This is a genomic window from Limnohabitans sp. (assembly GCF_040401495.1).
Classification (GTDB): Bacteria; Pseudomonadota; Gammaproteobacteria; order Burkholderiales; family Burkholderiaceae_C; genus Limnohabitans.
The window spans coordinates 107,346-120,604 of sequence record NZ_JBBAOI010000004.1 but is presented as its reverse complement, the minus strand read 5'-3'; the positions used below and the strand labels follow the sequence as shown (position 1 = coordinate 120,604).

15 protein-coding genes are annotated in these 13,259 nt (G+C 55.8%); 5 read left to right on the top strand and 10 right to left on the bottom strand.

Going from position 1 to position 13,259, the window contains the following annotated elements; genetic code table 11:
- Positions 1 to 2 precede the first annotated feature (2 nt).
- Positions 3 to 713, bottom strand: a complete 711-nt coding sequence (locus AC9UEO_RS04665) for a SirB1 family protein (RefSeq protein WP_509530498.1) — start codon at positions 711 to 713, stop codon at positions 3 to 5.
- Between the two features lie 15 nt (positions 714 to 728).
- Positions 729 to 2,294, bottom strand: a complete 1,566-nt coding sequence (gene murJ / locus AC9UEO_RS04660) for a murein biosynthesis integral membrane protein MurJ (RefSeq protein ID WP_509530496.1) — start codon at positions 2,292 to 2,294, stop codon at positions 729 to 731.
- A gap of 99 nt (positions 2,295 to 2,393) precedes the next feature.
- Between murJ and rpsT the strand changes: the two genes are divergently transcribed.
- The gene (rpsT, locus tag AC9UEO_RS04655; RefSeq protein WP_509530494.1) at positions 2,394 to 2,693 is read left to right on the top strand and encodes a 30S ribosomal protein S20; all 300 of its coding nucleotides are present in this window, start codon (positions 2,394 to 2,396) and stop codon (positions 2,691 to 2,693) included.
- Positions 2,694 to 2,794: 101 nt separating this feature from the next.
- Here the strand turns inward: rpsT and AC9UEO_RS04650 are convergent, their stop codons facing one another.
- Positions 2,795 to 3,091 (bottom strand): DUF3579 domain-containing protein, encoded by a 297-nt coding sequence (locus AC9UEO_RS04650; protein ID WP_509530491.1) that lies wholly within the window; start codon positions 3,089 to 3,091, stop codon positions 2,795 to 2,797.
- Between the two features lie 172 nt (positions 3,092 to 3,263).
- On the opposite strand from AC9UEO_RS04650, the gene AC9UEO_RS04645 reads away from it, so the two are divergent.
- Positions 3,264 to 4,466, top strand: coding sequence for an aspartate aminotransferase family protein (locus tag AC9UEO_RS04645; RefSeq protein ID WP_509530489.1), 1,203 nt, complete (start codon positions 3,264 to 3,266; stop codon positions 4,464 to 4,466).
- 1 nt (position 4,467) lies between these two features.
- Positions 4,468 to 5,409 carry an ornithine carbamoyltransferase gene (gene argF, locus AC9UEO_RS04640; RefSeq protein WP_509530487.1) on the top strand — a complete coding sequence of 314 codons (942 nt, stop codon included), beginning with the start codon at positions 4,468 to 4,470 and terminating at the stop codon, positions 5,407 to 5,409.
- A 2-nt stretch (positions 5,410 to 5,411) separates the two neighbouring features.
- Here the strand turns inward: argF and AC9UEO_RS04635 are convergent, their stop codons facing one another.
- Positions 5,412 to 6,605, bottom strand: coding sequence for an FAD-dependent monooxygenase (locus AC9UEO_RS04635; protein WP_509530484.1), 1,194 nt, complete (start codon positions 6,603 to 6,605; stop codon positions 5,412 to 5,414).
- A 96-nt stretch (positions 6,606 to 6,701) separates the two neighbouring features.
- Here AC9UEO_RS04635 and AC9UEO_RS04630 point away from each other — a divergent pair, with 96 nt between their 5' ends.
- Both AC9UEO_RS04630 and vapC read left to right on the top strand, forming a co-directional pair.
- The gene (locus AC9UEO_RS04630) at positions 6,702 to 6,941 is read left to right on the top strand and encodes an antitoxin (protein ID WP_509530481.1); all 240 of its coding nucleotides are present in this window, start codon (positions 6,702 to 6,704) and stop codon (positions 6,939 to 6,941) included.
- Positions 6,938 to 7,345, top strand: a complete 408-nt coding sequence (gene vapC / locus AC9UEO_RS04625) for a type II toxin-antitoxin system tRNA(fMet)-specific endonuclease VapC (RefSeq protein WP_509530478.1) — start codon at positions 6,938 to 6,940, stop codon at positions 7,343 to 7,345. The genes AC9UEO_RS04630 and vapC overlap by 4 nt, the downstream gene beginning before the upstream one ends.
- Positions 7,346 to 7,353: 8 nt before the next feature.
- On the opposite strand, the gene AC9UEO_RS04620 is transcribed toward vapC, so the two are convergent.
- From AC9UEO_RS04620 to AC9UEO_RS04595, 6 genes are all read right to left on the bottom strand, one after another.
- On the bottom strand, positions 7,354 to 8,394 hold the full coding sequence (locus AC9UEO_RS04620; RefSeq protein WP_509530476.1) for an adenosine deaminase: 1,041 nt from the start codon (positions 8,392 to 8,394) through the stop codon (positions 7,354 to 7,356).
- Entirely contained in the window at positions 8,395 to 9,405 is a 1,011-nt protein-coding gene (locus AC9UEO_RS04615) for a Rieske 2Fe-2S domain-containing protein (RefSeq protein WP_509530473.1), read from the bottom strand. It abuts the gene before it with no gap.
- Entirely contained in the window at positions 9,389 to 9,955 is a 567-nt protein-coding gene (locus AC9UEO_RS04610) for a hypothetical protein (protein WP_509530470.1), read from the bottom strand. The genes AC9UEO_RS04615 and AC9UEO_RS04610 overlap by 17 nt, the downstream gene beginning before the upstream one ends.
- Positions 9,955 to 11,094 (bottom strand): BMP family ABC transporter substrate-binding protein, encoded by a 1,140-nt coding sequence (locus AC9UEO_RS04605; protein WP_509530466.1) that lies wholly within the window; start codon positions 11,092 to 11,094, stop codon positions 9,955 to 9,957. The genes AC9UEO_RS04610 and AC9UEO_RS04605 overlap by 1 nt, the downstream gene beginning before the upstream one ends.
- Before the next feature lie 176 nt (positions 11,095 to 11,270).
- Positions 11,271 to 12,185 carry an ABC transporter permease gene (locus AC9UEO_RS04600; protein WP_509530464.1) on the bottom strand — a complete coding sequence of 305 codons (915 nt, stop codon included), beginning with the start codon at positions 12,183 to 12,185 and terminating at the stop codon, positions 11,271 to 11,273.
- Positions 12,185 to 13,258 carry an ABC transporter permease gene (locus tag AC9UEO_RS04595; RefSeq protein WP_509530463.1) on the bottom strand — a complete coding sequence of 358 codons (1,074 nt, stop codon included), beginning with the start codon at positions 13,256 to 13,258 and terminating at the stop codon, positions 12,185 to 12,187. The genes AC9UEO_RS04600 and AC9UEO_RS04595 overlap by 1 nt, the downstream gene beginning before the upstream one ends.
- Position 13,259 lies beyond the last annotated feature (1 nt).

The window sequence follows — 13,259 nt, the reverse complement described above, 5'->3', positions numbered from 1 at the left end:
ATCTACTCCGGCAACAACACCGCCAACCGCGCTTGAACTCTTAAAAGACGTTCTTGGTCGCCTTGGCGGCGGTAAATCTCATGCAAATTGCGCAACATGCGAGCGATGATGTCGCGAGGCTCGGCGGCTTGCAGATGAAACGCCAAAGCATCGTCGGAGATGGCATTTGGTTGACCAAGCTTAGCGCCGGGCAACCAAGGAATGAGGCGCTCACACAGGTCCTCGCGGCTTAGCGACTCGCCGCTGAAGGGGTCAATCACCACATGGCCTTCTTGGGGCGCTGGCAAATCCAACTTCACCAAGAAGTGCCCCGGAAAACCTACACCAAACACGGGCAAACCAATGCTTTGACCCAACTCCAACCACAACACCGCCAAGCTGATGGGAATGCCCAAGCGGGTAGACATCACCACATTCAAGTAGCTGTTGTGGGGGTTGTCATAGTGGTTCACATTGCCTGCAAAGCGCAGGTTGGCGTAAAAAAAGTGGTTGAGTTCGCGCAGTTTGTCCAAAGCGTCTGCAACGGGCAGGATGCTGCGCTTTAAACGGGCCGTCCAATGGTCCATGTCGCTGAGCACCTGCTGAATATCGAGCATGGGAAATTCATCTTGCGCCAAGCTGATAGCGGCCTCCAACAGAGGAAACTCGTCATCGCTTTGCACCAAGGCGGTGAAGTAGTCGAGGGCGCTGGGGGGCTTTAATTTGTAGTCCATGGCGTCATCATGCCTTTAGCGCCGCAAAAGTGCACGCAGATCCATGCCAAGACCCCTGAGTGTCGCGAAATACACCACAGCACAGGCGCTTAATACGCCTGTCATCAAGCCTATTCGTAGCCAAGGCGTGACTCGCAAGGCCGTCCAATCCCAATGGCCAGCGCTGTAAAACAGGCAGCCTCCCATGGCGACAGATGCCAAAACCACCCGCAAAACCAACAAACCCCAGCCCGGCTTGGCCACAAAACTGCGGTTGCGCCGCAAACCTTGCAGCAACCACAAGGCGTTGAGTAAGGCGCCGAGGCCAATCGACAAGGTCAGCGCCGCATGGGCCAAGTAGGGTACCAGCAACATATTCATGACTTGGGTGAACACCAGCACCAGTACTGCTATACGCACAGGGGTGCGGGTGTCTTGTTTGGCAAAAAAACCTGGTGCCAGCACTTTGATGGCCACCAACCCCAGCACGCCCACGCCATAACCTGTCAAGGCCAGCGTGGTTTGAGCCACATCTCGGTCGGTGAAAGCGCCGTAGTGGTAGAGCACCGCCACCAGGGGCTGGGCAAAGACCAGCAACGCCACGGCGCACGGCCAAGCCAACACCACCACCAGCCGCAAGCCCCAGTCCAGCATGGAAGAGTAGGCATCTGCATCGCCACTGGCTTGCGCGGCGGAGAGCTGCGGCATCAGCACCACGCCCAAGGCCACGCCCAGCAAGGCGATAGGAAACTCCATGAGGCGGTCGGCGTAGCTGATCCAGCTCACGCTGCCCGGCGTCAAATGCGAAGCAATTTGGGTATTGATGATGAGCGACAACTGCGCCACGCCCACCCCCAGCAAAGCCGGTGCCATCAGAGACAAAATGCGCCGGGTTCCTGTGTCTTGCCATGCAGTTTGAAGACCTGTGGGAGAAAACGCTAAGCGCGGCAACACGCCCAAACGGCGCAATGCCGGTATTTGCACCGATAACTGCAGCAAGCCGCCCAGCATCACCCCACCCGCCATGGCAAAAATAGGCTCCACATCTTGCGCGCCCAGCCAAGGTGCACCCCACACCGCCGCGCTGATCATGCACACATTCAGCAGCACCGGCGTGGCCGCTGGCACCGCAAAGCGCTTCCACGTGTTCAAGATACCCGCTGACAAAGCCACCATGGACATAAAGGCGATGTAGGGAAACATGAAGCGGGTGAGGTCTACCGCGGTGGCCATGCCCTGCGCCGACTGCTGCAAACCACTGGCCATGGCCCACACCAACCAGGGCGCGGCCAACACACCCAAAAGGCTTAACGTCACCACCGCCAGCAGCAGCACGCTGGCCACTTTGTCGATCAACACACGGGTAGCGGCGTCGCCCTGCTCGGCGCGGGTAACCGCCAACACCGGCACAAAGGCTTGGGCAAAAGCGCCTTCGGCGAACAAGCGGCGAAACAAATTGGGGATGCGAAACGCCACATTGAAGGCGTCTGTCAGGGCATTGGCGCCAAACACGCTGGCGATCAGCGTCTCCCGCGCAAAACCGGTGATGCGCGAGGCCAAAGTCCATAAGGACACGGTAGAGGCGGACTTGAACAGGCTCACGCCGTGGAGTGTAGCGGGAGGGCTTCATGTACCGCTAAACAGGCTTGTTACAATGTCGGGCTTTGCCGTCATCATCATCAAACCCCTAAAGGAAACACCATGGCCTCTGGAAAGCCCAAGAAAAAGAACCCGCGCCTAGCGTCGGGCCGTAAACGCGCCCGTCAGGACGTCAAACTCAACGCCGCGAACACCTCGCTGCGCTCGCAATACCGCACTGCGGTTAAGAATGTTGAAAAAGCAGTGCTGGCGGGTGACAAAACCAAAGCCACAGAACTGTTTGGCAAGATGCAGTCGGTAGTGGACACCATCGCCGACAAGCACATCTTCCACAAAAACAAGGCTGCTCGCGACAAGAGTCGCTTAGCCGCCAAGGTGAAAACCTTGGCCCTCGCCGCCTGACGATTCAGGCAAACAGCCCGGTCGGCCTTTGCGCTGACCGCCGTTTGAAAACGGTGCGCTGACGGCAAAAAAAGCAAGAACCGCCCCTCGGGGCGGTTTTTTTATGGCGAGGCCTTGACCACCTGTAACTGGTTGTCTCGCGCAAAACCTATGACAAAGTCCCAAGCCATGACATTGGCCTCCCGCATATCGGTATGCACGATGACGCATTTTTTGCCATCCAAGGTATTGGGTACGCACCAAGGGGAGTAACTTAAATGGTCGCCAGGTACGGCACCCCCAGGGCGAAAACTGCTCATCACGCCTGCCAAACGCTCGGCCCAGTCGCTGGGGCGAAAAGTTTGACCGCTGGTGGTCACGCCGAGAATAATGACTTCGTGTAGTAAGGGGCTGACCATGAATAAAGCGCAAAAGCCTTTTCGCCAACATGGCGGTTGTTGCTTTGCAGCAATTTCATTCTATGCGCGGCGTTTTTCAATGGGCTGACAAGCATTGCCCCCTAGAATCTGCACCTCGGCTCCAGCCTGCATGTCTGCAGAGCCGATTTCATTTGATGCCCGAGGAATGCCCATGCCTGCCGCCCACGACCCTGCTGCCCATTTGATGAACACCTATGGCCGACTGCCCATGACGGTGTCGCATGGCCGAGGTGTGCGTGTGTGGGATACCGCTGGCAAATGCTACCTAGACGCCTTGGCCGGTATTGCGGTGAACACCTTGGGCCACGACCACCCCAAGCTGGTGCCTGCCCTGCAAGATCAGGTCAGAAAAATCATGCACAGTTGCAACTATTACCACATCCCTTTGCAGCAACAGCTGGCTGACAAGCTGGTCGAGTTGTCGGGGTTGAGCAATGTATTCTTTTGCAATTCAGGCTTAGAGGCCAACGAAGCCGCCCTGAAGATGGCCCGCAAGTTTGGCCACGACAAAGGCATTGAGCGACCTGAAATCGTGGTTTACGAACGCGCTTTTCATGGCCGCAGCATCGCCACACTCAGTGCCACAGGCAACACCAAAATTCAACAAGGCTTTGGGCCGCTGGTGGAAGGATTCATTCGAGTGCCCTTGAACGATATCGAGGCCTTAAAAAAAGCCACGCATGGCAACCCGAATGTGGTGGCGGTGTTTTTCGAGACCATTCAAGGCGAAGGCGGTATCAACCCTATGCGTGCCGATTACCTGCGCGAGGTACGCGCTCTGTGTGACGCTCAAGACTGGTTGCTGATGATCGACGAGGTGCAATGCGGCATAGGTCGCACTGGCAAATGGTTTGCCCACCAATGGGCTGGCATTCAGCCTGATGTCATGCCCTTGGCCAAAGGCTTGGGCTCGGGCGTGCCCATTGGCGCGGTGGTCGCTGGCCCCAAGGCCGCGAATATTTTTCAGCCCGGCAACCACGGCACCACGTTTGGTGGCAACCCCTTGGCCATGCGTGCCGGTGTGGAAACCCTGCGCATCATGGAAGAAGACGGTTTACTGGACAACGCCCACCGACTCGGCCTGTATTTCAAAGCTGCCTTCGAGCGTGAATTCAAAGGCATGACGGGTGTGAAAGAGATTCGCGGCCAAGGCTTGATGATCGGCATCGAGCTAGACCGCCCATGTGGCCCTTTGATGGGTCAAGCTTTGGAAGCAGGCTTGTTGCTCAGCATCACCGCCGACAGCGTGATTCGCTTGCTGCCAGCCCTGACCATGACCGAGGCAGAAGCGGATGAAGTGGTGGCCATCTTGGTGCCTTTGGTGAAAGCGTTTTTAAACACGCCTAAGGCCTGAGATGAGCCAAGCCTTGAAACACTATTTGCACTTTGGCGATGCGTCTGCCGATGACTACGCGTATTTGTTCAGCCGTGCTGCTTTTATCAAGCATAAATTCAAAACTTACGAAAAACACCAGCCGTTGGTGGACCGCAGCTTGGCCATGATTTTCGAGAAGGCCTCGACACGCACCCGCATCAGCTTTGAAGCCGGCATGTACCAAATGGGCGGCGCGGTGGTGCATCTCACCACAGGCGACAGCCAGTTGGGTCGGGCCGAGCCGATAGAAGACAGCGCCAAAGTCATCAGCCGCATGGTGGATTTGGTGATGATTCGCACCTATGAGCAAACCAAGATAGAGCGCTTTGCCGCCAACTCTCGCGTACCAGTCATCAATGGTTTAACCAATGAGTTCCACCCCTGCCAAATCTTGGCTGATCTCTTCACCTTTATTGAGCACCGCGGCAACGTCAACCACCCCTTGGATTGTTTGAAGGGGAAAGTGGTAGCGTGGGTGGGCGACGGCAACAACATGGCCAACACGTGGTTGCAAGCGGCCGACTTGCTGGGCTTCACGGTGCACGTCAGCACGCCCAGCGGCTACGAGGTGAACCAAGCGATTGCAGGCGTGAAAAACGCCAACTGTTTCAAAGTATTTAAAGCCCCCTTGCAAGCTTGCCAAGGCGCAGACTTGGTGACCACCGATGTGTGGACCAGCATGGGCTTTGAAGCCGAAAACGAGGCACGCTTAAAAGCCTTTGGTGCTTGGTGCGTGGATGAGCGCATGATGGCGCAAGCCAAGCCCGAGGCCTTGTTCATGCATTGCCTACCGGCCCACCGTGGTGAAGAAGTGCAAGCCGAGGTGATAGACGGGGCGCAATCGGTGGTGTGGGACGAAGCGGAAAACCGCTTGCATGTGCAAAAAGCCTTGATGGAGTGGTTGCTACTGGGTCGGCTCTGAATTTAGCCCGCGTACAGCCAAGGCATGTCCATCACCGCCGCACCGCCCCAACGCATGGCAGCGTCCCGCCCCCAAGCCAGCACACCGCTGGCGTGAAACACAAGCGCATTGCGCCGCGCTCTGGCCTGTACCTTGGCCACGCGCTGCCAACGGGCCTGCGCATAGGCGAGTAAGCGCTGCTCAACTGAGAGGCCCGCTTGCGACCAACATTGCGCCAAAGCGTCTGCATCTTCGATCGCCATGCCAGCACCCTGCGCCAAGTAGGGCAACATGGGGTGGGCCGCATCGCCTAGCAATGCCACCCTGCCCTTAGCCATATCGCTGGCACTGTGCAAAGGAGGGCGGTCAAACAAAGCCCATGCTCGCCATTGCTCAGCCATAAGCACCATATCTTGCAAGCGACTGCAACTGTCTTTGAGGGCACGCTGCAAATCGTCGGCAGTTTGGTCTGCGCTGCGCTGCATGTCCCAACCTGGGGTTTGCGCTGAGTCAGTGGCCTCGACCAAAACCACCACATTAAGCCATTCACCACCCCGCACAGGGTAGTGCACCACATGCAATCGAGGCCCCAGCCACAAGCCCATGGCGTCACTGCGCCACGCAGCGGGTAATGCATGGCGAGGCAGCAATGTTCGATAAGCCCAGTGGCCGCTGGCTTGCAGTTGCTGAGAAGGCCATGCAAGTTCACGCACCTTGCTGCTGATGCCGTCCGCGCCCACCAAAACTTGGCTTTCATGCCAAACAGCTTGCCCATCAGGCGCCAGCCAATGGGTATTGACGCACGAGGCATGGGCTTTTGCATCTTGCAAACGATGCCCCAGATGCAGCGCAGACAGGCCTTGCGTATTCACCGCATCTGACAAGACTTGATGCAAATCTGCTCGGTGGATGGTGAGGTAAGGCGCACCATAACGCAGCTCAAACGCTGTTGCCATGGGCAAGCAGCCCAACTGCCGCCCGTCTTGCGCGTCCATCACCTCGAGCTGTGAAGGCACAAAACCTTTGGCGTGCAGCGCATCCCAAACGCCCCAAGTTTGCAGTCGCCGCAAAGCGTTAGGCCCCAAGCCAATACCTGCGCCCACTTCAGTGAACTCAGGGCTTTGCTCATACAACTGCGTGGCCACGCCGCCTTGACCCAAGGCCAAAGCAGCCGCCAAGCCCCCTATTCCGCCGCCTACCAACAAGATCTCGTCCATCGGCCCATGCTAGCAAGTGCCTGCCACGGTTTGTAAGTAGATTGACAAAATTTAGTAAGTGCCACATACTTTTGTAGCTGGCAAATGGAGTAGCTTATGACCCTCACCACCGCCCGAGTGGGCACCAACAACCGGAGCCAAATCGTGACCATCCCCTTGGCATTTCGCTTTCCAGACACTATAAAAACAGTCTACATTCGCAAAATTGGTGACGATCTGGTGTTGTCACCACGCCCAGACAATTGGGCAGATTTTTTAAGTCTTGGCGCCCAAGTCAGCGCAGACTTCATGACCACGCCTGAGGACCAAGCCGTGCAAGAGCGAGAGAGCCTTTGAGCGCTTTGTACCTCTTGGATACAGACACCTGCGTGGCCCTGCTCAGGCGCAATTCACCAAGCCTTCTTAAGCGCTTGCAAAGCATCAACCCAAACCACTTGGCAATGTCGATGGTGACATGGGCTGAACTTCAGTACGGTGTGCAAGCCTCCAACCGTGTGGAGGAAAACCGCTCAGCTGTGGCGTTGCTTGGGCAACATATCAAATCGCTGGATTGGAGCCATGAAGCTGCCATGCACTACGCCCATATTCGACATGCTTTGAAAACCAAGGGCAAGTTGATCGGCAGCAACGACTTGATGATTGCCGCCCATGCCCTTAGCCTGGGCGCAACCGTGGTGACCAATAACACCCGCGACTTTAAACGCGTACCGCAGTTGTCTTTGGAAAACTGGATAAATTAAATGGCTTTCTAAGCCCCAAACTGCGCAAAGCAGTCGTTCAACTGCTGACGCCACAACGCCTTTTGGTCTGGCGAAACAAAGGCGGCCTCAAAGCTGTTGCTGGCCAACTGGTAGGCATGCTCCGCATTCAAATTCAAGGCGGCAAAGGTTTGCAGATAGTTCTCGTTCAAATAGCCACCAAAGTAAGCGGGGTCGTCAGAGTTGAGCATGACGCAAAGGCCTTGCGCCAACATGTGCCCCAAGTTGTGGTCGGCCAAATTGGGAAAGACGCACAGCTTTTGGTTGGACAAAGGGCACACCGTCAAGGGCATGCGTTCTTTGGCCAAACGCGCCATCAGCGCTTCATCGTGAATGGCTTGAACCCCATGGTCGATGCGCTGCACCTTCAGTACATCCAAAGCACTCCACATATAGGCAGGTGGCCCCTCTTCACCCGCATGGGCTACCAGCTTGAAGCCCAGTTGAGCCGCACGTTTGAACACCCGCTCAAACTTCTCGGGTGGATGGCCGCGTTCACTGGAGTCCAAACCCACCCCGATGAATTTGTCTCTGAAAGGGAAAGCTTCATCGAACGTTTCAAAGGCTTCGTCCTCCGACAAATGACGCAAGAAACACAAAATCAATGAAGAGCTGATGCCCAACTGATTTTGCGCATCCACACAAGCGCGGTGCAAACCAGTGATGACGGTACGCATGGACACTTTTCGGGCCGTATGGGTCTGGGGGTCAAAAAAGATTTCCGCATGCACCACGTTGTCGGCCTTGGCACGTTGAAAGTAAGCCCATGCCATGTCGTAAAAATCTTGCGGCTGCTGCAGTACGCTGGCACCTGCGTAGTAAATGTCCAAAAAGCTTTGCAAGTCGGAAAAGGCATAAGCCGCGCGAAGTTCTTCCACGCTTTGGTAACGTAAGCGCAACCTGTTGCTTTTGGCCAAAGCAAAAATCAGCTCAGGTTCGAGTGAACCTTCAATATGCATATGCAATTCCGTCTTGGGCATGGCGCACAACAACTCAGGTAAGCGCTCAGAAGAAATAGCCGAGAAATTCATTCAACACACTCCAAAAGTGATGCCCTGCTGTTGCAAAAATCGTCGGTAAGCCACCGAGCCTTTATCTGCCGCCACCTGCGATTCTGCCCCAGCCTGCAAAGGTAGCAAGCGGGGACGCTGCGACTCCAACACCGGCTTGTCTTGCAAAAAAATCGTATCTTGAAATGACAGCACTTTTGCGGCGGACGCTTCAAAGTCTGCAATCGCCATGCGAAACCATACCCGACTGAACTCAGGCGTCATGGGTTGTATGAACAAAGCGATGGACTCCTCGTAACCAGCTTTGACGCCGCTTTCAGGCGAAGGCACTTTGGTGAGCACTGCGCTGTACGGTTGGCTGACCTCGTAGGTGTAAGCCACCATCGCCCCCTGAGAGGCTAAAGCGCTGGAGTGCGGTTGCCACGCTTGGGCATTGATCAGTTTGAACCCCTGCCCAGCAGCCTCAACTTGGTAATCGGCAATAGCGGCATGGGCAGCGTCGCCCAACCAACCCGCGTGTACAAAACCAAAGTGCGCCATGTCAAGAAAGTTTTCGACAATGCGAGGCGCACTGGTGGCGACCTCATAAGGCCCTGCGGTCAATTTGCGCAACGTGGTTTGCGCCTCTGCGGCAAATGGCGGCAGCACTTGCTCGGTAGTGGTCAATGCGCTGCCAGCTTGCGTCTGCAAACACACCCATACCAAGCCATAGGCCTCTTGCACCGCCACCGCACGGGCTTGCTGGGCGGCGCTGGGCGTGAAGTCGGGCATGGCAGGAATGTTCACGCACTGACCGCTGCCCTGAAACGTCCAGCCATGGTAAGGACACTGCAATGCCCCTTGGCATACCTGACCTAAAGACAACTTAGCGCCTCGGTGCGGGCATTGGTCATGCAGGGCCTGTGCTTTGCCTTGCAAGTCGCGCCATAAGACCACGTCATGACCTAGCACCTGCGTTGGCAAAGGTGCGTGAAGCAGGTCATGCGCATCGCAAACAGGGTGCCAAAAGTGGGCTTCAATCTGAAAATTCACGTCGACCTTTGGGAAGATAGTGTGGGTATTTGGGCACCCATGCTTGGTAGGCTGCGGTCCAATCATGGGCGATTTTTTCTTGTGCCTGTGCCAAATCGATATCGCCATTGCAGACCATTTTGTAAACAACAAATTCCAAATCGTTTTTTTGCTCGGCTGACCATTGCCCCGTGCGTGGTTGAGGCCACATATTGCGGGGGTCGCTGGGGTTGCCGCCAATGCTCAAGGGAATCAAGTGGTCTTGCTCGTAATTTCTAGGGTCGGTGTCGCTGTAGCGGTACTGACGAATTTGTTCGCGCTTTAATCGGTTGGTCACGCGTTTATCAGGGCGAACGGTAGCGGTATAGCCTTTGACACACACAGTTGCATGAAGATTTTGAGGCGTAACCAATGGATCAACCGCGCCAGGGGTGATTCGGGGATCGGGCAATGCTGAGCCTGTTTGCGCCACAACTGCGCAGACACCCGCCAAGCACAGCCAAGCCAAGCCTGCTTGAAAGCAAAAAAAGGCTGCCCGAGGGCAGCCTTTCATGGACTTGTGAGCCAGCATTACTTATTGCCGGGCACTTTGCCTTCCACGCCTTTGACGTAGAAGTTCACGCCGCTCAAGAACTTGTCGTCAGCGACTTCGTCTTTCTTCAGCAAGGTTTTGCCAGTGTTGTCGACCAAGGGGCCTTTCCAAATGGCAAAAGAGCCATCTTTCAAGCCAGCTTTGATTTCGTCGACTTTGGCTTTGGTATCAGCAGGCACGTCTTCAGCAACAGACACCAAATCGATAGCACCTTCTTTCACGCCCCACCAAATGCCAGTACCACCTACCCATTTGCCTTCCAAGGCTTCACGGGTAGCTTGAACATAGTAAGGGGTCCAGTTGATGATGGCTGAAGCCAAGTGGGCTTTGGGGCCGTAGGCGGTCATATCAGAGTCCCAACCAAAAGCACGCTTGCCTTTTTCTTCGGCTGTTTTGAGCACAGCTGGCGAGTCGGTGTTTTGGAACAGCACGTCGGCGCCGCTGTTGATCAGCGATGTGGCGGCTTCGGTTTCTTTGGGTGGGTTGAACCACTCATTAACCCAGACCACTTTGGTTTTGACTTTGGGATTGACAGACTGTGCGCCCAAGGTGAAAGCGTTGATGTTGCGGACCACTTCAGGAATGGGAATGGACGCGACCACGCCCAAGGTGTTGGACTTGGTCATCTTGCCAGCGATCACGCCAGCCATGTAAGCACCTTCATAGGTACGACTGTCGTAGGTGCGCATGTTGTCGGCTTGCTTGTAGCCAGTAGCGTGCTCGAACTTGACGTCTTTAGAGTCAGCAGCGACTTTGAGCATGGGTTCCATGTAGCCAAAGGTAGTGCCGAAAATAAGTTTGTTGCCCTGGGCCACCATGTCGCGGAAATTGCGTTCAGCGTCAGCTGACTCGGAAACGTTTTCGGTGAAAGAGGCTTTGATTTTGTCGCCAAATTCAGCTTCCAAGGCTTTGCGTGCGTTGTCGTGCGCGAAAGTCCAACCGCCGTCGCCCACGGGGCCGACGTAGGCAAATGCAATCTTCAATGGCTCGGGCTTGGGCGCTTCAACCACAGGAGCGGGTTTGGGTTCTTCTTTTTTACCGCAACCAACCATGAGGGCCGCAGCCACCACGCTAACTGCAGCAGCACGAAACCAAGTGCGTTTATACAAATCTGTCATGAAAATTCCTTTGAAAATGGGAAGACGATGGGAACAGGCGCGATTATGACTGCTGAAAAGGGTTTTCCCTGAAGTTGACTTATGAATTAGAAAGTTTGCACTTTTATAAGCGTGTTCGTCATTGCAAAGCTAACCCGTCTGACGAGGTTGCTTCGCTGCGCTCGCAATGAAGATGGTTAGGGGTAAAAGGGTCTGCCCAAAGAGGCAGGCATGTTCACCCGAATCCACTGAGGATTGCGCGAAATCAGCGCCAGCACCACGATAGTGGCGAGGTAAGGCAGCATGCTCAAGAACTGGCTTGGCATATCCACGCCGCTGGCTTGCAAGTGAAATTGCAGCATGGTTACGCCGCCAAATAAATAGGCGCCCAGCAGAACCCGCGCAGGCCGCCAAGTAGCGAAAGTGGTGAGCGCCAGCGCAATCCAACCCTTGCCAGCAATCATTCCCTCCACCCACAGCGGGGTGTAAATGATGGAGATATAGGCACCCGCCAAACCACACAAAGCCCCGCCCACCACCACCGCGACCAATCGAATGCGACGCACTGGATAACCCAAAGCATGGGCCGACTGCGGCGACTCACCCACGGCACGCAATACCAAACCAGCACGGCTGCGCTGCAAAAACCAAATGAGTGCAATGGTGAAGAAAATAACCCCATACACCATGGGATGTTGCTTGAACAAGGCCGGCCCAATGAAGGGGATCTCGGCCAAGCCAGACACCTCGAACTTCATGCGCTCTGGCAATTTGGCTTGCACATAGCCAGTTCCCACAAACGCCGAAAAGCCCACGCCAAACAGACTCAGCGCCAAGCCTGTGGCGTACTGGTTGGTGTTGAGGCCAATCACCAAAGCCCCAAAAACCAGCGCCAACAAGCCGCCAGCAGCCATGCCTGCGGCAAAGCCCAGCACATCGCTGCCGGTGTGCACTACGGTGGCGTAGCCAGCGATGGCCGCGCACAGCATCATGCCCTCGGCACCCAAATTGACCACACCGGATTTCTCGTTAATGAGCAAACCCAAAGCGGCGATCGCCAGCACCGTGCCGGCGTTGAGGGTTGCGCCCAGTAACAAGGCATAGGTTTCCATCACACCATCTCCGTGCGCGAGGCTTGCCAGCGCAAGCGGTAATTCATGAGGACATCACAGGCCAATAGGCTAAAGAGCAGCAAGCCTTGGAACACGCCGGTGAGTGACTTGGGCAAACCCAAACGCGATTGCGCCAACTCGCCACCGATGTAGAACATGCTCATCAAAAGTGCAGAAAACACCATGCCCAAGGGGTGCAAACGCCCTACAAAAGCTACGATGATGGCGGCAAAACCATAGCCTACCGGCACATAGGGGGTGAGTTGGCCGATCGGGCCGGCCACTTCCAAAGCGCCTGCCAAACCGGCCGCGCCACCAGACACCAATAAAGCCACCCAAACAGCGCGGCGCGATGAAAACCCAGCATAGCGTGCCGCTTGCGGCGCCAAGCCGCCGATTTGCTGCGCCCAACCTGCGCGGGTGCGAAACAAAAAAACCCACATCACCAACACGCCTAGCAGCGCCAAGACCAAACCGATGTTGACCCGCGAGCCTTTGAACAAACGCGGAATTTGGGTCGCAGTTTCAAAGGTTTTGGTTTGCGGAAAGTTGTAGCCCAAGGGGTCTTTCCAAGGGCCGTAGACCAAATAGCCCAACACCATAATGGCGACATACACCAACATGAGGCTGACCAAAATCTCATTGGCATTGAAGCGGTCACGCAGCCAAGCGGTGAGACCCGCCCACAAAATACCACCCAGTGTGCCAGCCAACAACAAGGGCACCACCATCCAAGCGCTGCTGGTTTTGTCAGCCAACAATGCCACGCCTGTGGCGAACACCGCCCCCATGACGTACTGCCCTTCTGCACCAATATTCCACACATTGGAGCGAAAGCACAGCGCCAACCCCAGAGCAATCAGCAACAAAGGCGTGGCTTTGACCACCAACTCGCCCACTGCGTAGCCGCTGCGTATGGGTTCCCAAAAAAACACGGCCAAGCCCTTGACGGGGTCTTTGCCCAGCATCACAAACAAGATGACGCCCAGCACCACCGTCAGCACCAAGGCCAACAAAGGTGAAGCGATGCGCCAAAAATCGGAGGGCTGAGCTCGGGCTTCAAGTTTGAACATG